Here is a 23862-nt window from a genome sequence, read left to right on the forward strand (position 1 = left end):
GGCCCGTGGGATGCTGGATCGCGATGGCCACCAGAAAGACTTCCCCCGACGACCTCCTCGGCCCCGTGACGCTCGCCGTGGGGCAGGAGGACCTGCTCCTCGACCGCGTCGTCCAGGAGGTGGTGGCGGCCGCCCGGGCCGCCGACGCCGACACGGACGTGCGCGACCTCACCTCCGACCAGCTCCAGCCCGGGTCGCTGGCCGAGCTGACCAGCCCGTCGCTCTTCGCCGAGCGCAAGGTCCTCGTCGTGCGGAACGCGCAGGACCTCTCCGCCGACACGATCAAGGACGTCAAGGCCTACCTCGACGACCCGGTCGAGGACATCTCGCTCGTCCTGCTCCACGCCGGCGGAGCGAAGGGCAAGGGCCTGCTCGACGCCGCGCGCAAGGCGGGGGCGCGGGAGGTGGCCTGCCCGAAGACGACGAAGCCGGCGGAGCGGCTGACGTTCGTCCGGCAGGAGTTCCGCGCGCTCGGGCGCGCGGCGACGCCGGAGGCGTGCCAGGCGCTGGTGGACTCCATCGGCAGCGACCTGAGGGAGCTGGCGTCCGCGTGCGCGCAGCTGACGTCGGACGTCGACGGGACGATCGACGAGGCGGTCGTCGGGCGGTACTACACCGGCCGCGCGGAGGCCTCGTCGTTCAACGTGGCCGACCGGGCCGTGGAGGGGCGGGCGGCGGAGGCCCTGGAGGCGCTGCGCTGGTCGCTGTCCACCGGGGTGGCGCCGGTGCTCATCACCAGCGCGCTGGCGCAGGGCGTACGGGCGATCGGCAAGCTCTCGTCGGCGCGGGGTGGGCGGCCGGCGGATCTGGCACGTGAGCTGGGCATGCCGCCCTGGAAGATCGACCGCGTGCGGCAGCAGATGCGGGGGTGGACCCCGGACGGGGTGTCCCTCGCGCTGCGGGCGATCGCGGAGGCGGACGCGGGGGTGAAGGGCGGAGGCGACGACCCGGAGTACGCCCTGGAGAAGGCGGTTGTGGCGGTGGCGCGGGCGGCGCGGTTGCGGCGGGAGTAGGGGGCTGCGCCTGTGCCCGGCCCTGCTGGGCCGGGCTGAACTGGGCGGGCCTGTGCCTGTGCCTGGCCCTGCTGGGCCGGACTGAGCTGGGCGGGCCTGTGCCGGGCCGGGCTGAGCTGGGCGGGGCTGAGCTGGGCCGGGGTTGTGGGGCGGTGCGGGGTGGTTCGTGGCTGGTGTCGGAGCGGGTTCCCCCACCCCACCCCTTCCCGAAACCCTGCCGGGGGCTGGTGGGGGATGAGGTGAGTTTCCCGGGGGCTCCGCCCCCGGACCCCCCGGGGAGACAGCGGCAGCGGCGCGCCGCGGGTCCTGGAAGTTCGCCCCCAGCGAGGTCAGCGGCAGCTTCGCGCCGCAGTGGCGTCAGTGGGGCAGCGGCTGCTTCGTACCGTGGGGCCTTGGGGCGTCGCCCCCCGCCGCAGGTCAGCGGGGGCTTCGGTCCGCAGGCGCCGGTGGGGGCAGTGGCCGTTTTGACCGTGTGTCCCCGGTGCTGGACGCGCCGAAGGCCCCGGGCGCTCCTGGGGAGGAGCGGCCGGGGCCTTCGGGGTAAGACTGGTGGGCTCGCACCCGCGTGGCGAACGCGTCCGCGTGCGAGTCCTGGTGGTCGGGCGGGAGCGGGAGAGAGGGCCCGCTGGGTCCCGTACGACCGGTTACATCAGAGCTCAGCCCTGGAGGGAGGAAACCTTGATCGCCAGCGCCGACTTCTTGTTGGCGGCGGCGTTCTTGTGGATGACACCCTTCGAGACAGCCTTGTCGAGCTGACGCGAGGCGGCGCGAGTGGCAACGGTGGCCTTCTCGAGGTCGCCGGCGGCGACAGCCTCACGGGCCTTGCGGATCGCGGTCTTGAGCGACGACTTGACGGCCTTGTTACGCAGGCGCGCCTTCTCGTTGGTCTTGTTCCGCTTGATCTGGGACTTGATGTTCGCCACGAAAAGAGCCTTTACAGGTTCGATGTTCCTTCTGGAGTGTGACTCGCAGCTGAGAGGGCACACGAGACACAGCTGTCCACAGTACCAGTCACCCTCGGGGCCGCCCAAACCGGGCACAGGGCGGCGGGCATGGGACCATGGAGCCTACGTATCGATCCGACATCGCCCCGAGACGAGACCCTGCGTGCCCGCGACTCCTACCAACGTGCCCGAGCCGAGCCGTACCGACCCGGCTCTGATCCGCAACTTCTGCATCATCGCGCACATCGACCACGGCAAGTCCACGCTCGCCGACCGGATGCTCCAGCTCACCGGTGTGGTCGACCAGCGGCAGATGCGTGCCCAGTATCTCGACCGGATGGACATCGAGCGGGAGCGCGGCATCACGATCAAGTCCCAGGCGGTCCGACTGCCGTGGGCCCCGACCGACGGGCAGGGTGAGGGTCGTACGCACATCCTGAACATGATCGACACGCCCGGGCACGTCGACTTCACCTACGAGGTCTCGCGTTCGCTCGCGGCCTGTGAGGGCACGGTCCTGCTGGTCGACGCGGCCCAGGGCATCGAGGCGCAGACCCTGGCCAACCTGTACCTGGCGATGGAGAACGACCTCACCATCGTTCCCGTGCTGAACAAGATCGACCTGCCGGCCGCCCAGCCGGAGAAGTTCTCCGAGGAGCTGGCCAACCTCATCGGCTGCCAGCCGGAGGACGTCCTCAAGGTCTCCGCGAAGACCGGTGTCGGTGTCGACGCGCTGCTCGACCGGGTCGTTCGCGACGTTCCCGCCCCGGTCGGCGTCGCCGACGCCCCCGCCCGCGCGATGATCTTCGACTCCGTGTACGACTCGTACCGGGGTGTCGTGACGTACGTGCGAGTCATCGACGGGCAGCTCAACAAGCGCGAGCGCATCAAGATGATGTCGACCGGCGCCACCCACGAGCTGCTGGAGATCGGTGTCTCGTCTCCGGAGATGACGCCGTCCGACGGTCTCGGCGTCGGTGAGGTCGGCTACCTCATCACCGGTGTGAAGGACGTCCGCCAGTCCAAGGTCGGTGACACGATCACCTCCCTGCACAAGGGCGCGACCGAGGCCCTCGGCGGCTACAAGGACCCGAAGCCGATGGTGTTCTCGGGCCTCTACCCGCTGGACGGCTCGGAGTACCCGGACCTCCGCGAGGCCCTCGACAAGCTCCAGCTCAACGACGCCGCGCTCGTCTACGAGCCGGAGACCTCCGCCGCGCTCGGCTTCGGCTTCCGCGTCGGCTTCCTGGGCCTCCTGCACCTCGACGTGATCCGTGAGCGGCTGGAGCGCGAGTTCGGTCTCGACCTCATCGCCACCGCCCCCAACGTGGTCTACCGCGTGGTCATGGAGGACGGCAGCGAGCACACGGTCACCAACCCGAGCGAGTTCCCCGAGGGCAAGATCGATGACGTGTTCGAGCCGGTCGTGCGCGCCACGATCCTGGCCCCGAGCGAGTTCATCGGCGCGATCATGGAGCTGTGCCAGACCCGTCGCGGCACGCTGATCGGCATGGACTACCTCTCCGAGGACCGGGTCGAGATCCGCTACACCCTGCCCCTCGCCGAGATCGTCTTCGACTTCTTCGACCAGCTGAAGTCCAAGACGCGCGGTTACGCCTCCCTCGACTACGAGCCCACGGGTGAGCAGGCCTCCAGCCTGGTCAAGGTCGACATCCTGCTGCACGGCGACAAGGTCGACGCCTTCTCCGCCGTCACCCACAAGGACGCCGCGTACGCCTACGGTGTGCGGCTCGTCGCCAAGCTGCGCGAGCTCATCCCGCGGCAGGCCTTCGAGGTGCCGATCCAGGCCGCGATCGGCTCCCGGGTCATCGCCCGAGAGACCATCCGCGCCATCCGCAAGGACGTCCTCGCCAAGTGCTACGGCGGTGACATCTCCCGTAAGCGGAAGCTGCTGGAGAAGCAGAAGGAAGGCAAGAAGCGCATGAAGATGGTCGGCTCGGTGGAGGTGCCGCAGGAGGCCTTCATCGCCGTCCTGTCGAGCGACGAGTCCTCCGGCAAGAAGAAGTAGCCGACGGGTCGGCGAGGAGCGGCGGCGAGTAGCTGCTCTGTGCATCTAACGGGTCCATGTGCCGACGGCGCATGGACCCGTTCGTTATGAAGCGGCGCCTTGCAAGCCCTTACGCGCCGGTCCCCGGCCCTTTACTCTGATCCCGAATCGAAGGTTACTCGCCAGTTAGTTACGTAGGCAGTCACGTAGACGGTTACGTAGTTACGCACCGCCAGCAGGCACCGCCGCCGCCCGGAGGACGTCGTGAGCGACACACAGACCCTGATCGAGAACCGGCCGCCCTCCGTGGCGACCCTCTTCCTTGAGCGCGTCGAACGGACTCCCGACGCGGAGGCGTACCGGTACCCGGTGCCCGCCGCCTCCGGTACCGGTCCCGACGACTGGAAGTCGCTCAGTTGGGGGCAGGCCGCCGATCGGGTCTACGCGATCGCCGCCGGCCTCGTCGACCTCGGCGTCCAGCCCGAGGAGCGCGTCGCGCTCGCCTCCTCCACCCGGGTGGAGTGGGTCCTCGCCGACCTCGGCGTGATGTGCGCGGGCGCCGCGACCACCACGGTCTACCCGTCGACCAACGCCGAGGAGTCGGCGTTCATCCTCTCCGACTCCGAGTCCAGGGTCCTCATCGCCGAGGACGCGGCCCAGCTCGCCAAGGCCGTCGAGCGCCGCGCCGACCTGCCGGACCTCCGGCACGTGGTCGTCATCGACGCCGAGGGCGTGGAGACCGACGGCGACTGGGTCCTCTCCCTCGCCGACCTGGAGACGCGCGGTCGCGCCTACCTGGAGAAGCACCCCGAGTCCGTCAAGGAGCGGGTCGCCGCGATCACCTCCACGCAGCTCGCGACCCTCATCTACACCTCGGGCACCACGGGCCGCCCCAAGGGCGTCCGCCTCCCGCACGACAACTGGTCGTACATGGCCAAGGCCATCGCCGCCACCGGCCTCGTCACCCAGGACGACGTCCAGTACCTGTGGCTGCCGCTCGCCCACGTCTTCGGCAAGGTCCTCACCTCGGGTCAGATCGAGGTCGGGCACGTCACCGCCCTCGACGGCCGGGTGGAGAAGATCATCGAGAACCTGCCGGTGGTCCAGCCGACCTACATGGCGGCCGTGCCCCGCATCTTCGAGAAGGTCTACAACGGGGTCGCCGCCAAGGCCCGCGCCGCCGGCGGCGCCAAGTACAAGATCTTCCTGTGGGCCGCCGACGTCGCCCGCGAGTACGCCAAGGCCACCCAGGACAACTTCCGCCGCACGGGCACCGCCTCCGCGCCCTTCGGCCTCACCGCCAAGCACAAGGTCGCCGACGTCCTCGTCTACAGCAAGATCCGCGAGGCCTTCGGCGGCAACCTGCGCGCCTGCATCTCCGGCTCCGCCGCGCTCGCCCCCGACATCGGCTACTTCTTCGCCGGCGCCGGCATCCACATCCTGGAGGGCTACGGCCTCACGGAGACCTCCGCCGCCTCCTTCGTCAACCCGGGCGAGGCCTACCGCACCGGCACCGTCGGCAAGCCGCTCCCCGGCACCGAGGTCCGGATCGCCGACGACGGCGAGATCCTGCTGCGCGGCCCCGGCGTCATGGAGGGCTACCACGGCCTGCCGGAGAAGACGGTCGAGGTCCTGGAGTCCGACGGCTGGTTCCACACCGGCGACATCGGCGAGCTCTCGGCCGACGGCTACCTCCGGATCACCGACCGCAAGAAGGACCTGATCAAGACGTCCGGCGGCAAGTACATCGCGCCGGCCGAGGTCGAGGGTCAGTTCAAGGCCGTCTGCCCGTTCGTCTCGAACATCCTGGTCCACGGCGCCGACCGGAACTTCTGCACCGCCCTGATCTCCCTCGACGAGCCCTCCATCCTCGGTTGGGCCGCCGACCACGAGCTCGCGGGCAGGACGTACGCCGAGGTCGTCGCCGCCCCGCAGACCCAGAAGCTCATCCAGGGCTACGTCGACCGCCTCAACGAAGGCCTCCAGCGCTGGCAGACGATCAAGAAGTTCCGCCTGCTGCCGCGCGACCTCGACATCGAGCACGGCGAGCTGACGCCGTCGCTGAAGCTGAAGCGGCCGGTCGTGGAGCGGGAGTACAAGGGGCTCATCGAGGAGATGTACGCGGGCTCGCGCGAGTCCTGAATCCTCTCCCGGCCGCGGTCCTGACCTGCGCGGACCTTGGTTGTCCACAGGTCGGTCGGTTTCCTCGGGCAGTACGGGACAATGGGCTCATGCCTTCCGTACTGCCCGATGGTGAGTCCGTTCCCGACGACGGGGCGCTGCCCCCGCACGCCCTCGAAGGGGCGGGGGAGCGGCCGCTCGGGTTCTATCTGCACGTGCCGTACTGCGCGACGCGGTGCGGCTACTGCGACTTCAACACGTACACGGCGAGCGAGCTGCGCGGTACGGGCGGGGTGCTCGCCTCCCGGGACAACTACGCCGAGCAGGTCGTCGAGGAGATCCGGCTCGCCCGGAAGGTCCTCGGCGACGACCCCCGGCCGGTGCGGACCGTCTTCGTCGGCGGCGGCACGCCGACGCTGCTCGCCGCCGGGGACCTCGTACGGATGCTGGGGGCGATCCGTGACGAGTTCGGGCTCGCGGACGACGCCGAGGTGACGACGGAGGCCAATCCGGAGTCCGTGAACCCGGCGTACCTCGCCGAGCTGCGGGAGGGCGGCTTCAACCGGATCTCCTTCGGCATGCAGAGCGCGAAGCAGCACGTCCTGAAGATCCTCGACCGTACGCACACCCCCGGGCGCCCCGAGGCGTGCGTCGCCGAGGCGCGGGCCGCCGGCTTCGACCACGTCAACCTGGACCTCATCTACGGCACGCCCGGGGAGACCGACGACGACTGGCGGGCGTCGCTCGACGCGGCGATCGGCGCGGGGCCCGACCACGTCAGCGCGTACGCGCTGATCGTCGAGGAAGGCACGCAGCTCGCGCGTCGCATCCGGCGCGGGGAGGTGCCGATGACCGACGACGACGTGCACGCCGACCGGTACCTGATCGCCGAGGAGGCCTTCGAGAAGGCGGGCTTCTCCTGGTACGAGGTGTCCAACTGGGCCACCTCGGAGGCCGGGCGCTGCCTCCACAACGAGCTGTACTGGCGCGGCGCCGACTGGTGGGGCGCGGGGCCCGGGGCGCACTCGCACGTCGGGGGCGTCCGCTGGTGGAACGTGAAGCACCCCGGGACGTACGCGGCGGCCCTGGCCGCCGGGAAGTCGCCGGGCGCGGGGCGGGAGATCCTCGCGGAGGAGGACCGGCGCGTGGAGCGGATCCTGCTGGAGCTGCGGCTCCGGGACGGCGTCGAGCTGTCGATCCTCAAGCCGGCGGGGCTTGCGGCGGCCGCGCGGGCGCTGGAGGACGGGCGACTCGACCCCGCGTCGTACGAGGCCGGGCGGGCCGTTCTGACGCTGCGGGGTCGGCTGCTCGCGGACGCGGTCGTGCGGGACCTGGTGGACTAGGGCGCCGTCACGAAGTCGATCAGTTCCTCCACGCGGCCCAGCAGTTCCGGCTCCAGGTCCTTGTAGGAGTTCACGCGCTTGAGGATCGCCTGCCATACCGCGCCGGTGTTGTCCGAGGGCCAGCCCAGGGCGTGGCAGACGCCCGTCTTCCAGTCCTGGCCGTGCGGGACTCTCGGCCAGGCCCTGATGCCCACCGAGGACGGCTTCACGGCCTCCCAGATGTCGATGTACGGGTGGCCGACCACCAGGACGTCCGGGGACGTCACCTGCGCGGCGATCCTCGACTCCTTCGAGCCCGGGACCAGGTGGTCCACCAGGACGCCCAGGCGGGCGTCCGGGGCCGGGCCGAACTCGGCCACGATCGACGGCAGGTCGTCGACGCCCTCCAGGTACTCCACGACCACGCCCTCGATGCGGAGGTCGTCGCCCCAGACCCGTTCGACGAGTTCGGCGTCGTGCCGGCCCTCGACGTAGATGCGGCCCGCCCGGGCGACCCGGGCCCGCGCGCCCGGCACCGCGACCGAGCCGGACGCCGTACGGGTGGGGCGTACCGGGGCGGCGGCGGACGGGCGGACCAGGGTGACCACCCGGCCCTCCAGGAGGAAGCCGCGCGGCTCCATCGGGAAGACCCGGTGCTTGCCGAAGCGGTCCTCCAGGGTCACCGTGCCCGCCTCGCAGCGGATCACCGCCCCGCAGAAGCCCGTGGAGACTTCCTCGACGACGAGGTCGTGGTCCGCCGGGACCTCCGGGACGGGGGCCGACCGCTTCCAAGCAGGTGTCAGGTCCGGGTCGTAGCTGCGCATTTGGGCGAGGTTATGACACGGCGAAGCGGCGTGCCAGTTCCTCGCGCTGTGTCCGGACGAACGTGGCGTCGACCGTCGCCCCGTGGCCCGGTACGTACACCGCGTCCTCGCCGCCCAGCGACAGCAGCCGGTCCAGCGCGTCCGGCCAGCGGGACGGGATCGCGTCCGGGCCCGCCTGCGGCTCGCCCGACTCCTCCACCAGATCCCCGCAGAAGACGACCTCGCGCTCCCCGGGGACGAAGAGCGCCAGATCGTGGCCCGTGTGGCCCGGGCCGACGTTCGCCAGGAGCACCTGCCGGCCGCCCAGGTCGAGCGTCCACTCCCCGGAGACCACGTGCCGCGGGCTCACCAGGACGTCGGCGGCCTCCGTCGCCGCCCGCTCGTCGACCCCCTGCGCCATCGCGTCCTTGCGCAGGTCCTCCCGGTCCCGCTCCCGGCTCAGCAGCTCGTCCACCCCCACCGCGCCGAAGACCTCCGCGCCCGCGAACGCCGCCGTGCCGAAGACGTGGTCGAAGTGCGGGTGGCTCAGTGCGATGTGCGTCACTCTTCGGCCGTCCGTCAACGCCGCGATCTGGCCGCGCAGCTCGGCGCCCTCCGCGAGCGTCGAGCCCGTGTCGTACAGCAGCAGCCCCTTCGCGCCCACGACCAGGCCCACCGTGGCGTCCCAGCCGGGCAGCCGGCGTCGGCCCACTCCGTCCCCCAGCCGCTCCCAGCCGTACGCTTCCCAATCGATGTCCATGGGGCGACGCTAACCGGTGCGCCCCCGCCTCCTTGCCAGGAGCGTTGCCCGCCGCCGTACACTGGCCGGGGGATTGCTGGCACTCGGGCAGGGTGAGTGCCAAAACCGGAGCAACCGGAGCATCCGGAACGACGAGGACAGCTGGAGGTGCGCACGATGCTCAGCGAACGCAGACTCGAGGTGCTGCGCGCCATCGTCCAGGACTACGTCGGGACGGAGGAGCCGGTCGGCTCGAAGGCGCTCACCGAGCGCCACAAGCTCGGCGTCTCGCCCGCCACGGTCCGCAACGACATGGCCGTGCTGGAGGAGGAGGGCTACATCGCCCAGCCTCACACCAGCGCCGGGCGCATCCCGACCGACAAGGGCTACCGGCTCTTCGTCGACCGGCTGGCCGGCGTCAAGCCGCTGTCGACGCCCGAGCGGCGCGCCATCCACAACTTCCTGGACGGGGCCGTCGACCTCGACGACGTCGTCGGGCGGACGGTCCGGCTGCTCGCCCAGCTGACCCGGCAGGTCGCCGTCGTCCAGTACCCCTCGCTGACCCGCTCGACCGTCCGGCACGTGGAGCTGCTGGCGCTGGCCCCGGCCCGCCTGATGCTCGTGCTCATCACGGACACCGGCCGCGTCGAGCAGCGCGTCATCGACTGTCCCGCGCCCTTCGGCGAGACCTCCCTCGCCGACCTGCGGGCCAGGCTCAACAGCCGGGTCGTCGGCCGCCGGTTCGCCGACGTGCCGCAGCTGGTGCAGGACCTCCCCGAGTCCTTCGAGGAGCTCGAGGACCGCGCCACGGTCTCGACCGTGCTCGCGACCCTCCTCGAAACGCTCGTGGAGGAGCACGAGGAGCGGCTGATGATCGGCGGCACCGCCAATCTCACCCGCTTCGGACCCGACTTCCCCCTGATGATCAGGCCCGTCCTGGAAGCTCTGGAGGAGCAGGTCGTGCTCCTCAAGCTGCTCGGCGAGGCCAAGGAATCGGGCATGACCGTACGCATCGGGCACGAGAACGCCCACGAGGGGCTGAGCTCCACGTCCGTCGTCTCGGTCGGCTACGGTTCGGGCGGCGAAGCAGTCGCCAAACTCGGCGTGGTCGGACCGACCCGCATGGACTACCCCGGAACGATGGGAGCGGTACGCGCAGTGGCACGTTACGTCGGACAGATCCTGGCGGAGTCGTAAGTGGCCACGGACTACTACGCCGTACTCGGCGTGCGCCGCGACGCTTCCCAGGACGAGATCAAGAAGGCCTTCCGGAGGCTCGCGCGCGAGCTGCACCCGGATGTGAATCCCGATCCGAAGACGCAGGAACGCTTCAAGGAGATCAACGCCGCCTACGAGGTCCTCTCGGACCCGCAGAAGAAGCAGGTCTACGACCTCGGCGGCGACCCGCTCTCGGCCTCCGGCGGGGGCGGCGCGGGCGGCTTCGGCGCGGGTGGCTTCGGCAACTTCTCCGACATCATGGACGCGTTCTTCGGCACGGCCTCGCAGCGCGGCCCGCGCTCGCGGACCCGCCGCGGCCAGGACGCCATGATCCGTCTGGAGATCGACCTCAACGAGGCGGCCTTCGGCACCACCAAGGACATCCAGGTCGACACGGCCGTCGTCTGCACCACCTGTTCGGGTGAGGGTGCCGCGCCCGGCACCTCCGCCCAGACCTGTGACATGTGCCGCGGTCGCGGCGAGGTCTCCCAGGTCACCCGGTCCTTCCTGGGCCAGGTCATGACCTCCCGGCCCTGCCCGCAGTGCCAGGGCTTCGGCACCGTCGTCCCGACCCCGTGCCCCGAGTGCGCGGGCGACGGCCGGGTCCGGTCCCGTCGCACCCTCACCGTCAAGATCCCGGCCGGTGTCGACAACGGCACCCGGATCCAGCTCGCCGGCGAGGGCGAGGTCGGCCCCGGCGGCGGCCCGGCCGGTGACCTGTACGTCGAGATCCACGAGATCCCGCACGACACGTTCCAGCGGCGCGGCGACGACCTGCACTGCACGGTGACCATCCCGATGACGGCGGGCGCGCTCGGCACGAAGGTGCCGCTGCAGACCCTCGACGGCATCGAGGAGATCGACATCCGTCCGGGCACGCAGTCCGGCCAGTCGGTCCCGCTGCACGGCCGCGGCGTCACGCACCTGCGGGGCAACGGCCGGGGCGACCTGATCGTGCACGTCGAGGTGCAGACCCCGGGCAAGCTCGACGCGGAGCAGGAGCGGCTCCTGCGCGAGCTGGCCAAGCTGCGCGGCGAGGAGCGGCCCACCGGGCAGTTCCAGCCGGGTCAGCAGGGCTTGTTCTCGCGCCTGAAGGACGCCTTCAACGGGCGGACCTGACCGGACGGCATCGTGAGGGAAGGGGCGGGGCGGCGATGGGCCGTTCCGCCCCTTCCCGTTCTGCCCCCTCCGTCTCCGGAGGGCCGCCTTCCGTGACCTGACGTACCGATTCGGCCCGCCGCGGCCGTCATGAAACGATGCCCGTATGTCCACCACCGCACTGAACGATCTCTTTCGGTATCCGATCGTGCAGGCCCCCATGGCGGGTGGCGCTTCCTGTCCCGAGCTCGTCGGGGCCGTCTGCGAGGCCGGTGCGCTCGGTTTCCTGGCCGGCGGGTACAAGACGGCCGGAGGCCTGTACCAGGAGATCAAGCAGGTACGCGGGCTCACCGCGCGCCCCTTCGGCGTCAACCTCTTCGTGCCGCAGGGCGGCCCGCACGCCGACCCGGCCGCCGTCGAGGTCTACCGGCACCAGCTCGCGGGCGAGGCGACCTGGTACGAGACCTCCCTCGGCGAGGCCGACGACTGCCGCGACGACGACGGCTACGACGCCAAGCTGGCGATCCTCCTGGACGACCCGGTCCGCGTCGTGTCCTTCACCTTCGGTTGTCCCGCTCCCGAGACGCTCGCCGCCTTCGCCCGCGCCGGAACGTTCACGCTCGTCACCGTCACCTCGGCCGAGGACGCCCTCGCCGCCGAGCGGGCCGGTGCCGACGCCGTCTGCGTCCAGGGCGCCGAGGCCGGCGGCCACCAGAGCACGTACCGCGACGACCCGGCCGACGACGGCACCCCGGGGACCGGGCTCCTCGCCCTCCTCACCCAGGTCCGCGAGAGCGTCGCGCTGCCGGTCGTCGCCACCGGCGGGATCATGCGCGGCGCGCAGATCGCCGCCGTCCTCGCCGCCGGCGCCGACGCCGCCATGCTCGGCACCGCCTTCCTCGGCTGCCCCGAGTCCGGCGCGCATCCGCTGCACAAGCGGGCCCTGACCGATCCGCTCTTCACCCGGACCGCCTTCACCCGGGCCTTCTCCGGGCGTCCCGCGCGCGGGCTCGTCAACCGCTTCATGCGCGAGCACGGGCCGTACGCCCCCGCCGCCTACCCCGAGGTCCACCACCTCACCGCCCCGCTCCGCAAGGCCGCCGCCACCTCCGGCGACTCCCAGGGCATGGCCCTGTGGGCCGGGCAGGGCCACCGGCTCGCCCGCGAACTCCCCGCAGGGCAGCTCGTCGAGGTCCTGGCCGCCGAACTCGACACCGCCCTCTCCGACCTGGCCCACAGGAGCGCCTCATGACCGCACCCGTCTTCGTCGTCGACACCGTTCCCGGCCCCGGGAGCTTCCTCCTGGACGGGTCCGAGGGCCGGCACGCCGTCTCCGTGAAGCGGCTGCGCGAGGGCGAGGAGCTCGTCCTCGCCGACGGCCGGGGCCGCTGGGCCGAGTGCGTGGTGCTCGCCGCCGAGGGCAAGGACCAGCTGACCGTGCGGGTCGCCGAGGTGCACGAGGACGCCGAGGAGTCGCCGCGGATCACGGTCGTCCAGGCGTTGCCCAAGGGCGACCGGGGCGAACTCGCCGTGGAGACCATGACGGAGACCGGGGTCGACGCGATCGTCCCCTGGGCTGCCTCCCGCTGCATCACCCAGTGGAAGGGCGACCGGGGCCTCAAGGCGCTCGCCAAGTGGCGTGCCACCGCCCGCGAGGCGGGCAAGCAGTCGCGCCGCACGCGCTTCCCCGAGGTCGCCGACCTGATGACGACCAAGCAGCTCGCCGCCCTCCTCGCGGCCGCCGACTTCGCCGCCGTCCTCCACGAGGACCGCGCGCATCCGTCCGGCGCGCTGGCCACCGCCGAACTGCCCGCGAAGGGCTCGATCGTGCTGATCGTCGGACCCGAGGGCGGCGTCTCCCCGGACGAGCTCGCGGCCTTCGAGGCGGCCGGCGCGAAGCCGTACCGGCTGGGCCGCAGTGTCCTGCGCACCTCCACAGCGGGTACGGCGGCGACGGCCCTCGTCCTGGGGCGCACCGGCCGCTGGAGCTGAAGGATTTAGTCGGAACCCGGTGGACGGGTGCCACCGGGTTCTTCATAGGGTGGCCGCATGGCCGACGAGTCCCCTCTGATCCGCAGTCTGCGCGCCGCCGTTGCCGCCGCCCCCGGTGACGTACCCCTGCGCCTCCACTTCGCCGAGCTGCTCCTTTCCGAGGGGCGCAACGAGGAGGCCGTCGCGGAGGCGGCCGTCGCCCTCCAGCACGCGCCCGGCGACGCGGACGCCCGCGCGCTGATGATGCGGGCGATGGGCATGCCTCCCGCGACGCCTCCCGTGACGCCTCCCGCGGCGGCACCCGCGGCACCTCCTGCGGCGGCACCCGTGACGCCTCCCGCCGTCGAGCAGCCCGCGCCGCCCGCGCCCGCGCCCGCTCCCGAGGCCCCCGCGACGCCCGCCCCCGCCCCGGCCCCCGCCTTCGACTGGGACGCCGCCGAGCAGCAGGTCCAGGACCTCGTCGGGCCTCGCTTCCTGGACGAGCCGCAGGCCGCCGACGGCGAGGGCGCCGCCGGGGACGCCGCCGCCTGGGACGTGGACGCCCCCGGTGCCGTGCGGCTCGCCGACGTCGGCGGCATGGAGGAGGTCAAGGACCGCCTGGAGGCCGCCTTCCTCGCCCCCATGCGCAACCCCGAACTGCGCAGGCTGTACGGCAAGTCGCTGCGCGGCGGCCTGCTCCTGTACGGGCCGCCCGGCTGCGGCAAGACCTTCATCGCCCGGGCCGTCGCGGGCGAGCTCGGCGCGAACTTCCTCACCGTCTCGCTCTCCGACGTCCTCGACATGTGGATCGGGGCCTCCGAGAAGAACATCCACGACATCTTCGAGACCGCCCGCCGCCAGGCCCCCTGCGTCGTCTTCCTCGACGAGCTGGACGCCCTCGGCGCCAAGCGTTCCCGTACGCACCACAGCGGGCTGCGCAACGTCGTCAACCAGCTCCTCACCGAGCTCGACGGCATCGCGAGCGGCGCCGGCAACGAAGGCGTCTTCGTGCTCGCCGCCACCAACGTGCCCTGGGACGTGGACATCGCGCTCCGCCGCCCGGGCCGCCTCGACCGCACGCTCCTCGTGCTGCCGCCGGACGCCGCCGCCCGGGAGGCGATCCTCCGCTACCACCTGCGCGAGCGCCCCATCGAGGCCGTCGACCTCGGCAAGCTCGTCAAGGTCACCGAGGACTTCTCCGGCGCCGACCTCGCCCATCTCTGCGAGACCGCCGCCGAGGCCGCGCTCCTCGACTCCGCCCGCAGCGGCTCCGTACGCCTCATCACCACCAAGGACCTCCTCGGCGCGGCCAAGCAGATCAAGCCGTCCACGGAGCCGTGGTTCGCCGCCGCCCGGAACGTCGCCATGTTCGCCAACGAGGGCGGGCTGTACGACGACCTCCTCGCCTACCTGAAGCGGAAGCGCAAGCTGTGACCACTCCGACCGCGCTCCTGCGCGCCGAGGCGCTGTACGACACCGGGCGGTACGAGCAGGCCGGGGCGCTCGTCGCCCAGCACCTGGCGACCGACCCGGAGGACGCCGACGCCCTCGTCCTGCTCGCCCGCTGCCACCACCGGGCCGGCGACGGTCCGGCCGCCCTGGCCGCCGTGGACCAGGCGCTGGGCGCCCGGCCCGAGCTGCTCATGGGCTGGCTGATGCGCGTGCAGATCCTGCTGGGCCTGAAGCGGTTCCCGGAGGCCGAGACGACCGCCCGGCGCGCCGTCGCGATCGCCCCGCAGTACTGGGGCAGCCACTACGCGCTCGGCACCGCCCTCGCCGAGCACGCCGAGCACTCCCGCACCCCGGCCCGCGCGGTCGAGGCGTACGAGGCGGCCCGGGCCGCCGTCGCCCTCGGCCCCGAGGAGGACGCGGCGCACTTCCTCGTGGGCCTGACCGCCCAGCGCCGGGGCGACCACGCCACCGCGCAGCGGGCGTACGAGGCTGCTCTGCGGCTCAACCCGCAGAGCAGCGAGGCCCACAACAACCTCTCGCTGCTCCGGCTGCGGCGCCGCTGGTTCCGGCGCGGTGCCTGGACGCAGGCCGCCGAGGGCTTCGTCGCCTCCGCCGCGCTCGACCTCGACGACCGCAAGGCCCGGTACAACCTGGAGGCCATGGCCTGGAACACCGCAGCCGGGGCCCGCTGGGTGGCCCTCGTCGGCTTCATCGCCTCCTTCCTCGCCACCGCCCCGGTCCGCTCCGGAGCCACCGGCGCCGAGGCCGTCGTCCCCTTCGTGATCGGCGCGGCCGTCGTCGTCGGCGCCTGGGGCGGCTGGGTGCTGTGGATGGGCCGCCGGGTCCCGGCCCGGCTGCGCCGCCCGATGCTGCTCGTCGCGCGCGCCTGCCGGCCGGTGATCGCGATGGCGACCGCGGTGGGGCTGCTCGGTCTGTACTCGGTGGTGACGTTGGCGTTGTGGTCGTTCGATTCGGGCGTCGTGGGCGGGCTCGGGACGCCGCTGTTCTGGGCGGTGATCATCACGTACTGGGTGAGCCGCTCCGCCCTGAACCGCCGCGCGCCGAAGGACTGACCGGGGGACGACGGTCATGTCGCCGGCGGCGGATAGCATTCCCGTTGGACCGATCCACATCAGAGGCGAGGAGGCCCGGGCCATGGCCGGAGAGCCGCAGAGCGACTGCCTGTTCTGCAAGATCGTGGCGGGGGAGGTGCCGGCGACGATCGTCCGCGAGACGGAGACGACGGTCGCGTTCCGCGACATCAACCCGCAGGCGCCCACCCACGTCCTCGTCATCCCGCGGCTCCACTATCCGGACGCGGCCTCCCTGGCCGCCGCCGCGCCGACCGTCGCCGCCGACATACTGCGCGAGGCCGGAGAGATCGCCGCGCAGGAGAAGGTCGACGGCCACGGCTTCCGGATCGTCTTCAACACCGGTGCCGGCGCGGGTCAGACCGTCTTCCACGCCCACGCGCACGTGCTGGGCGGCCGCGGTCTCAACTGGCCGCCCGGATAGTCCGTGTCCGTACGCGAACTGGTCGTCCTCGGGACCGCCAGCCAGGTCCCGACCCGGCACCGCAACCACAACGGCTATCTGCTGCGCTGGGACGGCCAGGGCATCCTCTTCGACCCCGGCGAGGGCACGCAGCGCCAGATGCTGCGGGCCGGGGTCGCCGCGCACGACCTCGACCGGATCTGCGTCACGCACTTCCACGGCGACCACTCGCTCGGCCTGGCCGGGGTGATCCAGCGGATCAACCTCGACCAGGTCCCGCACCCGGTCACCGCCCACTACCCGGCGAGCGGGCAGCACTTCTTCGAGCGGCTGCGGTACGCCACGGCCTACCGCGAGACCGTGAAGCTGACCGAGGCGCCCGTCGCCGCCGACGGGCCGCTCGCGGTCACCGAGGCGTACACCCTCGACGCGCACAAGCTCTCCCACCCCGTCGAGTCCTACGGCTACCGGGTCACCGAGCCCGACGGGCGCCGGATCCTGCCCGAGCGGCTCGCCGCGCACGGCATCAAGGGCCCCGACGTGGGCCGGATCCAGCGGGACGGCGTGCTGGACGGCGTGACCCTCGAAGAGGTCAGCGAGGTCCGGCGCGGGCAGCGCTTCGCCTTCGTCATGGACACCCGCCTCTGCGACGGGGTGCACGCGCTCGCGGAGGGCGCCGACATGCTCGTCATCGAGTCGACCTTCCTCGACGAGGACGTCCGGCTCGCCACCGACCACGGCCATCTGACGGCCGGACAGGCCGCGGCCGTGGCGCGGGACGCGGGCGTGCGCCACCTCGTCCTGACCCACTTCTCGCAGCGCTACGACGACCCGGCCGAGTTCGAGCGACAGGCGCGGGCGGCCGGGTTCGACGGCGAACTGAGCATTGCCCAGGACCTCATGAGGGTCCCCGTACCGAAGAGATAGAGCACCACCCATGCCCCTCCCCACGGAACTTCCCACGGCACTCCCCACGGCGCTCCCCAAGGCCGAGCTGCACCTCCACATCGAAGGCACCCTCGAACCCGAGCTGGCCTTCGCGCTCGCCGCGCGCAACGGCGTCACCCTGCCGTACGCGGACACCACCGCGCTGCGCGAGGCGTACGAGTTCAGCGACCTCCAGTCCTTCCTGGACCTCTACTACGGGCTGATGGCGGTCCTGCGCACCGCCGGGGACTTCACGGAGCTCGCCGACGCCTATCTGGAGCGGGCCGCAGGCCAGGGCGTCCGGCACGCCGAGATCTTCTTCGACCCGCAGGCGCACACCGCGCGCGGGGTCCCGATCGGCACGGTGATCGAGGGCCTCGGGGCCGCCCTCGACCGGTCCGAGGAGCGGTACGGGATCTCGACGCGGCTCATCATGTGCTTCCTGCGCGACGAGTCCGCCGAGTCGGCCATGGCCACCCTGGAGGCCGCGAAGCCGTACCTGGACCGGATCACCGGCGTCGGCCTGGACTCGGCGGAGGTCGGCCACCCGCCGGCGAAGTTCCGCGCGGTGTACGAGGAGGCCGCCCGGCTCGGGCTGCGGCGCGTCGCCCACGCGGGCGAGGAGGGCCCCGCGGAGTACGTCCGCGAGGCCCTGGACGTCCTCGGGGTGGAGCGCGTCGACCACGGTCTGCGCTGCATGGAGGACCCGGAGCTCGTCGGCCGGCTGGCCCGCGAGCGGGTGCCGCTGACGCTCTGCCCCCTGTCGAACGTCCGGCTCCGCGTCATCGACACGCTCGCCGACCATCCGCTCCGCGCGATGATGGCGGCGGGTCTGCTGGTGACGGTGAACTCCGACGACCCGGCCTACTTCGGCGGTTACGCGGGCGACAACTTCGACGCGGTCCGGGCCGCCCTGGCCCTGGAGCCGGAGCAGCTCCGCGAGCTCGCCCGCAACTCCTTCGAGGCCTCCTTCCTGGAGGACGACGAGCCGCGCAGGGCCCGTTTCCTCGCCGAGGTGGAGGCCTACGACTTCGGCGCCTCCTAGGGCTCTCCCAGGGCTCTCCCAGCGCTCCCCGGTGTCGATGATCGCGCCTTCGCACCGGCCGACCATCCGATGATTCCTCGGCGGTGATCGCCCGGTCGAGCACACTTGCAAGCGGTGGCGGCGGGCAGGCGTGTTGCCCGTTTCGGGTCCGATGGCGAGTGCCATCATCGGGCAAAAATCCGCTCCTCTATCAATGGGGCCGTGAGGCCTTGAGGAGGACCATCGCATGTCAAGGGTCGGTCGGTGCGCGCGTCTGTTCGCCGCACTTCTGTTGATGCTCGTGGGCTCGGCCGCCGTAGGCGCCACTTCCGCCCACGCCGCCACCGAGCAAATCACCGTGAGCCTCTACCGGGTCGTCGAAATCTCCTGTGACGAGGGAGACGGCGAGGCGTGTGGGAACGACTACTATCCGAAATTCGAGATCGACCATCAGGGGCTGTTCGACGGGAAAGACGACTACTGCTGCGCCCACGGGGCCGACTTCAGGACCAACTGGGTCCGGACGGCGACCGTGGACACCAGCCACAACCCCGTCGCCATCCACTTGGAGCTGTGGGACCAGGACGACCTGAGCGCCGACGACCCCGTCAAGTGGGTCGGTGGGAGCAACGACCTCAACCTCTCGTTCGACCTGATGACCTGCACGTTCACCGGAGGCGGTCTGACCGGTCAACAGGGAGCGGGGGTCCCCACCCTGGCCGGTGAGAGCGAGGGCTCCGTCGCCCGGGGCTACTTCACGATCACCACACCCTCGTGCGTGAGCCTGGCGAACAGCGTGGACAGCGACGGCGACGGCCTCATGAACACCTGGGAGGTCCCGGGCAGGGGCTACGACTTCGACACCGACGGGACCGTGGACCTGCCCCTGGGCGACCAGCCGTACGGGGCCGTCCCCTACCGCAAGGACCTGTTCGTCGAGGCGGACTACATGGCCGAGACCAAACCGCAGGCCGAGGCGCTCGCCGACGTGGTCAAGGCGTTCGCCGAGGCTCCGGTCGACCCGTACCCCGATCCGGCCGACGCGACGAAGACCAAGTTCCGGGGCGTCAACCTCCATGTGACGGAGGGAGAGGCCGTCACGACCGTGAACCCCCTCATGTGGCGGTCGAACGGCCCTGGCACAGCGGACGACTTCAACGACCTGAAGAGCGGGAGCCCGCCGGGCCCTTGCACCGGATTCTTCGGCTCGGCAGCCGATCGGTCCAGCTCCAACTGCGCGAACATCCTGAGTGCGAAACGCCAGGCCTTCCGCTACATGCTCTTCGCCATCAGCTTCTTCGACGGATCCACGCCGCCCAAGGCGTCGACGGCGTCGGGCAGTTCCGAGTGGACCTCCGCGGGCCCGCAGGGCGGCAACGACTTCATCGTGACCCTGGACACCTGGGTTCCCTCGACGATCGCGAAGATCGGCGCACGCAGGAAGGCCGAGGCCGCCACCTTCATGCACGAGCTCGGGCACACGCTGAGCCTGGGACACGGCGGCAACGACGCGGTCAACTGCAAACCGAACTACCTCAGCGTCATGAACTACACGCTGCAGTTCGCGGGCAGGGACCCCGACAGGCCGCTGGACTACTCCAGCGCGGCCCGGGGCACGGCCCTCGGGACGACCCCGGCCACGGTGCTCAACGAGGCGAGCCTGAACGAGAACAACGGCGTGTACGGGACGCCCTCACCCGCGCGCAAGACCGTCTACGGAGTCGGCGGCAAGCTGCGCGTCGCACCCGCCACGAACGGTCCCCTCAACTGGAACGAAACCGGCGGCGACAAGGAATCCGCCATCCCGGCCGACATCAACTACATCCAGTCCATCGGTCCTGACGACGGCGGATGCAGCAAGGCCAGCCCCGGCCAGAGCCTGGGCGGCTTCGACGACTGGGCGCACATCCAGTACAACCCCCGCCTCAACGCCGAGTTCTTCGCCGACGGAGACCGCCCGCTCCTGCCGGAGCTGACCGAGGAATCGGTCCGCGCCATGTTCCAGCAGGCCGACCTCAAGATCGCCAAGTCCTCCGACGAAGCCGACGCCACCGGCGGGGACACGGTGCACTACACGACCACCGTGACCGACCTCGGCCCCGGTACCGCCACGGGCATCCACGTGGACGACACCCTGCCCGACGGCAGCACCCAGCAGCGCTCGCTCGCCGACCTGGCCAACGGCGCCACCGCCACGGTCACACCGGCCTTCACCTACCTCGTGCCGTGCGACACGGCAGACGGCACGGTCCTCACCAACCGCGCCACGGTCACCGGCACCGACACCGAGGGCGTGCCCGACCCGTACACGGACGACAACACGGCACGGGCGACCACCACCGTGCACGCCCCGGTCCTGACCGTGGACAAGGCCGCCACGGCCACCGTCGACGCGGGCCAGGCCATCACGTACACCCTCACCTACGCGAACACGGGGAGCGGCGCCGCATCCGGTGTCACCCTCACCGACACCCTGCCGGCGGGCGTGTACTACAGCCAGGCCCTCGATCTCGGCACCGGCCCCAGGCCGAGCTCCGTGACCCTCAACGACGACGGCACCCGGACCCTGGTCTGGAACGTCGGCAGCCTCCCGGCGCACTCCGGCGACCGGCAGATCGTCTTCACCGCGAGGCCGACGCTCCTGGCCCTGGCCGGCACCACCTATACCGACACCGTGTCCGTCGGCTACAAGAACGCCGGCGGGGCGTGCACCTTCGCGCCCGTCACGGACTCCGCCACCACCACCATCACCGTGACCCCGCCCAGCCGCGACCCGCTCTCCCAGGGCTACTGGAGGAACCACCCGGGGCAGTGGACCGCCGAGTTCCTGGCCCGCGTACAGGCCACCGACCAGCGGTACGACACCGACCGGAGCGGGGCCCTGTCCGCCGCCGAGGTCACCGCGGCATTCCGCGACGACAACGCGCCCAAGAGCATCCTGGGCAAGCAGCTGTTGGCCGTCTACTTCAACCTGGCCACCCGGCGCATCAACGCCGGAACGGCCATCCTCTCGCGTACCACCCAGTCACTGGGCCTGCACAACGTCCGCGAGGCCGTGATCTACGCACAGGACACGCTGCTCCTCCCGGTGAACTCCGGCACCTCGCAGCGCTACAGCAGGATCATCGGAGTGCTGGACGACATCAACGCCAACAGGATCGAGCAGTACTGACGGCTGCCCGAAAGGCCTTCCGTACGCTCCGAGGCCCCGCTCCCGCGCATTTCCGCGCCGGTGGCGGGGCCTCGCCGCGAGGTGTCCGCGCAGCCGCCCCGCCTCCCCGCAGGGCGGCTCCGCGGACCGCGTCAGGCGCGGCAGCGCAGCAGTTCCAGCGGCGGGTCGGAGAGCATGTCCGCCCAGAACTCCTCGCCGTACTCGCGGATGCCCGCCTCGGACACCGAGAGCGGGACCCACTCCAGCGCGCTGAACCCGGCCGCTTTCAGGGACTGTTCGTAGACCTCGCGGCGCGGGCACGTGGTGATGATGGTGATCGGCTGCGGGTCGAGGAGGGCCGTGAGCCGCCCTCGGCTGCCCGTCTCGATCTGCTCGCCCGTCGCCTCGATGCGGAAGCCGTACTTGTCCAGCGGCGGACCGTCGTACCGGTAGTCGGGCGTCTGGACGAGCAGGAAGAACTCGCCGCCCGGCTTCAGGTTCCGGTGGATGTTCGCGCACATCCGCTCCGTCTCCGCGATGTCCGCCGCGTAGTTGAGACACTGCACGCCCAGCGCGATGTCGAAGCGCCGGTCGAGCTGCCGCAGCTCGGCCACGTCGCCGACCTCGTAGACCACGCCCAGCGGGTCGCGCTGGTCGATCTCCCGCGCGGCGGCGATCATCTCGACGGAGATGTCGACACCGAAGACGTCGGTGGCGCCGCGCCGCTTGAACTCCCTGCTGTAGAAACCGGTGCCGCACGCCAGGTCGAGGACCGACTTGCCGGTCACGTCCCCGACCAGGCCCAGGAAGCTCGGCACCTCCCCGTAACGCATCAGCGGCAGGGACTTGAATCCCTCGAAGGCCTCGCCGATCTCGTCGTACTGATCCTGCACGCTCACGTGCTTCCCCCATCTGCTCGTCCTGCGGGTGGCCATGCCGAACAGCCCTCCGGAGTGGGAGGGTTGCCGGGTGGCGGTCGTGGCAGTGAGTCTGCGCCCGCCCCCTCCGGCCGCCGTATTAGCGGATCGCACGAAGAAGGTGGCCGGGTGACGCTCGTATCACCCAACAAGCAGATCCACCGCGAGACGAACGCCGCAGGTGGCGGCGGGTGGAGCCGCCGCTAGCCGCGGTCCGACGGACGCGCCAGACGGAAGGCCGATTTGACCGCGCGGCGGCGTGCCGCGCGGACGGGGAACTCGGTGACCGGCTGTTCCGGGGCGCCCATTTGCGGGACGAGGGCCGGGGTCGCCGAGGCCGTTCCCGCGAGGACCGCGGCGGGGGCGCCGCCGCGCCGGCGGACGGAGCCCGGGACCAGCGGGCGGCCGGAGGCGTGGCGGGCGACGGCCGTCATGGGGACCGCGACGAGGAGCAGCAGGGCGCAGAGGACCACGCCCATGCCCGTGTACCCGGCGCTCTCCGAGAGCAGGCTGCCGACGACGGGGCCGCAGGCCACGCCCAGGGAGGACGCCGAGCCGACCAGGACGGCCCAGCGGCCGCGCGGGTCGAGGGAGGCGGCCAGGCCGAGGAGGTACGAGAGGACGACCGGGTAGACGGCGTTCCACAGGATCTCGCCGGTCGCGAAGGAGGCCAGGCTCCCGGCGGCCGAGCTCAGCAGCACACAGGCCCCGATGACGGCGGTGCCCACGCCGATCGGCACCGCACGGCCGAGCCGCGATCCGAGCGCGCCGGCCGCCGTGACCCCGGCGAGCCCCGCGCCGAGCGCCGCCGCGAAGACCGCGCCGACGGTGACCTCGGAGAGTCCGGCCTGGGTGAGCCCGATGCGACCGCTCACGCCCCAGAGCGCGTTCTGCGCGAGGGACCAGCACAGGATGCCGCCGGCGAGCACGGCCCCGGCCCGGCGGTACGGCAGCGGACCGGTGGGGGAGGCCGCCTGCTCCGTACGGGCTCCACGCGCGCGCGGGGAACCCGCGAGACGGCCCGTCAGCGGCCACACCAGGGCCGCCGCGCAGGCGATCGCGAGCAGCGGGGGAGCGTGGCCGCCGCCCAGGTGCGGCAGCGTGAGGTAGAGGGCGCCCGCGGTGGCCGAGACGGTCAGCAGGCCCAGCGTCGAGGCCCGGTGGGGGTCGCGCCGGCCGGCGATCCCGGCCGCGGCGACCGCCGTCGCCGTGCCCGAGCCGAGGCCGCCGAGGACCGCGCCCGCGACCACCAGGGGCACGGCGTGGGTCGCGGCGGCGGAGCCGTATCCGACGGCCATGGCGAGGAGGCCCGCGCGGGCCGCCGTGCGGGGGCCGATCCGCTCCCCGCGCGCGGCGAGCGTGAATCCGGCGGCGGAGGAGCCGAGCAGCAGCACGGAGCCGACCAGGCCCGCCTGGGAGGGGCCGAGGCCGAGACCCGAGGCGAGCCGGCCGACGACGGTCGGCAGCAGGTACGGGGCGAGGTAACCGGAGGTGAAGAGGGCGACGAGGGCGACGAGGGCCCCCGAGCCGCGCAGGCGCGACGACATGGGCGTTCCCGGGAAAGGAAAAGGGAGGGGTGGAGCGCCCGGTGGTGCGAGAAGCACGGGGTCGCGGAACCATGTGTATCAAGCAGGTGAGTTGCCCGAGAAGGTGGTATCCG

At 71.8% G+C, this 23862-nt stretch carries 19 protein-coding genes; 14 read left to right on the forward strand and 5 right to left on the reverse strand.

What is annotated here, in order from left to right; genetic code table 11:
* Window positions 1-23: 23 nt before the first annotated feature.
* The gene (holA, locus tag ACFC0G_RS22705; RefSeq protein ID WP_376405988.1) at window positions 24-1013 is read left to right on the forward strand and encodes a DNA polymerase III subunit delta; all 990 of its coding nucleotides are present in this window, start codon (window positions 24-26) and stop codon (window positions 1011-1013) included.
* Window positions 1014-1669: 656 nt separating this feature from the next.
* Here holA and rpsT read toward each other — a convergent pair.
* Window positions 1670-1936, reverse strand: coding sequence for a 30S ribosomal protein S20 (gene rpsT / locus ACFC0G_RS22710; RefSeq protein ID WP_317595090.1), 267 nt, complete (start codon window positions 1934-1936; stop codon window positions 1670-1672).
* 184 nt (window positions 1937-2120) lie between these two features.
* On the opposite strand from rpsT, the gene lepA reads away from it, so the two are divergent.
* The 3 genes from lepA (at window position 2121) to hemW (ending at window position 7429) form a co-directional block, all read left to right on the forward strand.
* Window positions 2121-3986 carry a translation elongation factor 4 gene (gene lepA, locus ACFC0G_RS22715; RefSeq protein WP_329623511.1) on the forward strand — a complete coding sequence of 622 codons (1866 nt, stop codon included), beginning with the start codon at window positions 2121-2123 and terminating at the stop codon, window positions 3984-3986.
* Window positions 3987-4229: 243 nt separating this feature from the next.
* The gene (locus tag ACFC0G_RS22720; RefSeq protein ID WP_376405992.1) at window positions 4230-6107 is read left to right on the forward strand and encodes an AMP-dependent synthetase/ligase; all 1878 of its coding nucleotides are present in this window, start codon (window positions 4230-4232) and stop codon (window positions 6105-6107) included.
* An 89-nt stretch (window positions 6108-6196) separates the two neighbouring features.
* Window positions 6197-7429: a radical SAM family heme chaperone HemW gene (gene hemW, locus ACFC0G_RS22725; RefSeq protein ID WP_376405994.1), complete on the forward strand. Its 1233-nt coding sequence runs from the start codon at window positions 6197-6199 to the stop codon at window positions 7427-7429.
* On the opposite strand, the gene ACFC0G_RS22730 is transcribed toward hemW, so the two are convergent.
* Entirely contained in the window at window positions 7426-8232 is an 807-nt protein-coding gene (locus ACFC0G_RS22730) for a DUF3097 domain-containing protein (protein ID WP_376405996.1), read from the reverse strand. The genes hemW and ACFC0G_RS22730 overlap by 4 nt on opposite strands.
* Before the next feature lie 10 nt (window positions 8233-8242).
* Window positions 8243-8971 (reverse strand): MBL fold metallo-hydrolase, encoded by a 729-nt coding sequence (locus ACFC0G_RS22735; protein WP_376405998.1) that lies wholly within the window; start codon window positions 8969-8971, stop codon window positions 8243-8245.
* 156 nt (window positions 8972-9127) lie between these two features.
* Between ACFC0G_RS22735 and hrcA the strand changes: the two genes are divergently transcribed.
* The 10 genes from hrcA (at window position 9128) to ACFC0G_RS22785 (ending at window position 21306) form a co-directional block, all read left to right on the forward strand.
* The gene (gene hrcA, locus ACFC0G_RS22740; RefSeq protein ID WP_376406249.1) at window positions 9128-10147 is read left to right on the forward strand and encodes a heat-inducible transcriptional repressor HrcA; all 1020 of its coding nucleotides are present in this window, start codon (window positions 9128-9130) and stop codon (window positions 10145-10147) included.
* Window positions 10148-11287: a molecular chaperone DnaJ gene (gene dnaJ / locus ACFC0G_RS22745; protein WP_376406000.1), complete on the forward strand. Its 1140-nt coding sequence runs from the start codon at window positions 10148-10150 to the stop codon at window positions 11285-11287.
* 145 nt (window positions 11288-11432) lie between these two features.
* A complete protein-coding gene (locus tag ACFC0G_RS22750; protein WP_376406002.1) occupies window positions 11433-12518 on the forward strand; it encodes a nitronate monooxygenase in 1086 nt (361 codons plus the stop codon).
* The gene (locus ACFC0G_RS22755) at window positions 12515-13258 is read left to right on the forward strand and encodes a 16S rRNA (uracil(1498)-N(3))-methyltransferase (RefSeq protein ID WP_376406004.1); all 744 of its coding nucleotides are present in this window, start codon (window positions 12515-12517) and stop codon (window positions 13256-13258) included. Before ACFC0G_RS22750 ends, ACFC0G_RS22755 begins: the two co-directional genes overlap by 4 nt.
* A gap of 57 nt (window positions 13259-13315) precedes the next feature.
* Window positions 13316-14671 carry an ATP-binding protein gene (locus ACFC0G_RS22760; protein WP_376406006.1) on the forward strand — a complete coding sequence of 452 codons (1356 nt, stop codon included), beginning with the start codon at window positions 13316-13318 and terminating at the stop codon, window positions 14669-14671.
* Window positions 14668-15762 carry a tetratricopeptide repeat protein gene (locus tag ACFC0G_RS22765; RefSeq protein ID WP_376406008.1) on the forward strand — a complete coding sequence of 365 codons (1095 nt, stop codon included), beginning with the start codon at window positions 14668-14670 and terminating at the stop codon, window positions 15760-15762. Before ACFC0G_RS22760 ends, ACFC0G_RS22765 begins: the two co-directional genes overlap by 4 nt.
* Before the next feature lie 82 nt (window positions 15763-15844).
* Window positions 15845-16204 carry a histidine triad nucleotide-binding protein gene (locus ACFC0G_RS22770; RefSeq protein ID WP_376406010.1) on the forward strand — a complete coding sequence of 120 codons (360 nt, stop codon included), beginning with the start codon at window positions 15845-15847 and terminating at the stop codon, window positions 16202-16204.
* A 3-nt stretch (window positions 16205-16207) separates the two neighbouring features.
* Window positions 16208-17110 (forward strand): ribonuclease Z, encoded by a 903-nt coding sequence (locus ACFC0G_RS22775; RefSeq protein WP_376406012.1) that lies wholly within the window; start codon window positions 16208-16210, stop codon window positions 17108-17110.
* 10 nt (window positions 17111-17120) lie between these two features.
* Window positions 17121-18155, forward strand: a complete 1035-nt coding sequence (locus tag ACFC0G_RS22780) for an adenosine deaminase (protein WP_376406014.1) — start codon at window positions 17121-17123, stop codon at window positions 18153-18155.
* Window positions 18156-18381: 226 nt separating this feature from the next.
* Window positions 18382-21306 carry a hypothetical protein gene (locus ACFC0G_RS22785; RefSeq protein WP_376406016.1) on the forward strand — a complete coding sequence of 975 codons (2925 nt, stop codon included), beginning with the start codon at window positions 18382-18384 and terminating at the stop codon, window positions 21304-21306.
* 131 nt (window positions 21307-21437) lie between these two features.
* On the opposite strand, the gene ACFC0G_RS22790 is transcribed toward ACFC0G_RS22785, so the two are convergent.
* Together ACFC0G_RS22790 and ACFC0G_RS22795 are read right to left on the reverse strand one after the other, a co-directional pair.
* Window positions 21438-22184 carry a class I SAM-dependent methyltransferase gene (locus ACFC0G_RS22790; protein WP_376406018.1) on the reverse strand — a complete coding sequence of 249 codons (747 nt, stop codon included), beginning with the start codon at window positions 22182-22184 and terminating at the stop codon, window positions 21438-21440.
* A gap of 221 nt (window positions 22185-22405) precedes the next feature.
* Window positions 22406-23749 carry an MFS transporter gene (locus tag ACFC0G_RS22795; protein WP_376406020.1) on the reverse strand — a complete coding sequence of 448 codons (1344 nt, stop codon included), beginning with the start codon at window positions 23747-23749 and terminating at the stop codon, window positions 22406-22408.
* Between the last annotated feature and the right edge of the window lie 113 nt (window positions 23750-23862).

Origin of the sequence: Streptomyces sp. NPDC056169 (genome assembly GCF_042268445.1) — a bacterium.
In the GTDB taxonomy this organism is placed as follows: Bacteria; Actinomycetota; Actinomycetes; order Streptomycetales; family Streptomycetaceae; genus Streptomyces.

Coding starts and splice junctions, on each gene's coding strand:
- holA (WP_376405988.1), top strand. CDS start 24: ATGGCCACCAGAAAGACTTCCCCCGACGACCTCCTCGGCCCCGTGACG.
- hemW (WP_376405994.1), top strand. CDS start 6,197: ATGCCTTCCGTACTGCCCGATGGTGAGTCCGTTCCCGACGACGGGGCG.
- ACFC0G_RS22730 (WP_376405996.1), bottom strand. CDS start 8,232: ATGCGCAGCTACGACCCGGACCTGACACCTGCTTGGAAGCGGTCGGCC.
- ACFC0G_RS22735 (WP_376405998.1), bottom strand. CDS start 8,971: ATGGACATCGATTGGGAAGCGTACGGCTGGGAGCGGCTGGGGGACGGA.
- hrcA (WP_376406249.1), top strand. CDS start 9,128: ATGCTCAGCGAACGCAGACTCGAGGTGCTGCGCGCCATCGTCCAGGAC.
- ACFC0G_RS22750 (WP_376406002.1), top strand. CDS start 11,433: ATGTCCACCACCGCACTGAACGATCTCTTTCGGTATCCGATCGTGCAG.
- ACFC0G_RS22755 (WP_376406004.1), top strand. CDS start 12,515: ATGACCGCACCCGTCTTCGTCGTCGACACCGTTCCCGGCCCCGGGAGC.
- ACFC0G_RS22760 (WP_376406006.1), top strand. CDS start 13,316: ATGGCCGACGAGTCCCCTCTGATCCGCAGTCTGCGCGCCGCCGTTGCC.
- ACFC0G_RS22770 (WP_376406010.1), top strand. CDS start 15,845: ATGGCCGGAGAGCCGCAGAGCGACTGCCTGTTCTGCAAGATCGTGGCG.
- ACFC0G_RS22780 (WP_376406014.1), top strand. CDS start 17,121: ATGCCCCTCCCCACGGAACTTCCCACGGCACTCCCCACGGCGCTCCCC.
- ACFC0G_RS22785 (WP_376406016.1), top strand. CDS start 18,382: ATGTCAAGGGTCGGTCGGTGCGCGCGTCTGTTCGCCGCACTTCTGTTG.
- ACFC0G_RS22795 (WP_376406020.1), bottom strand. CDS start 23,749: ATGTCGTCGCGCCTGCGCGGCTCGGGGGCCCTCGTCGCCCTCGTCGCC.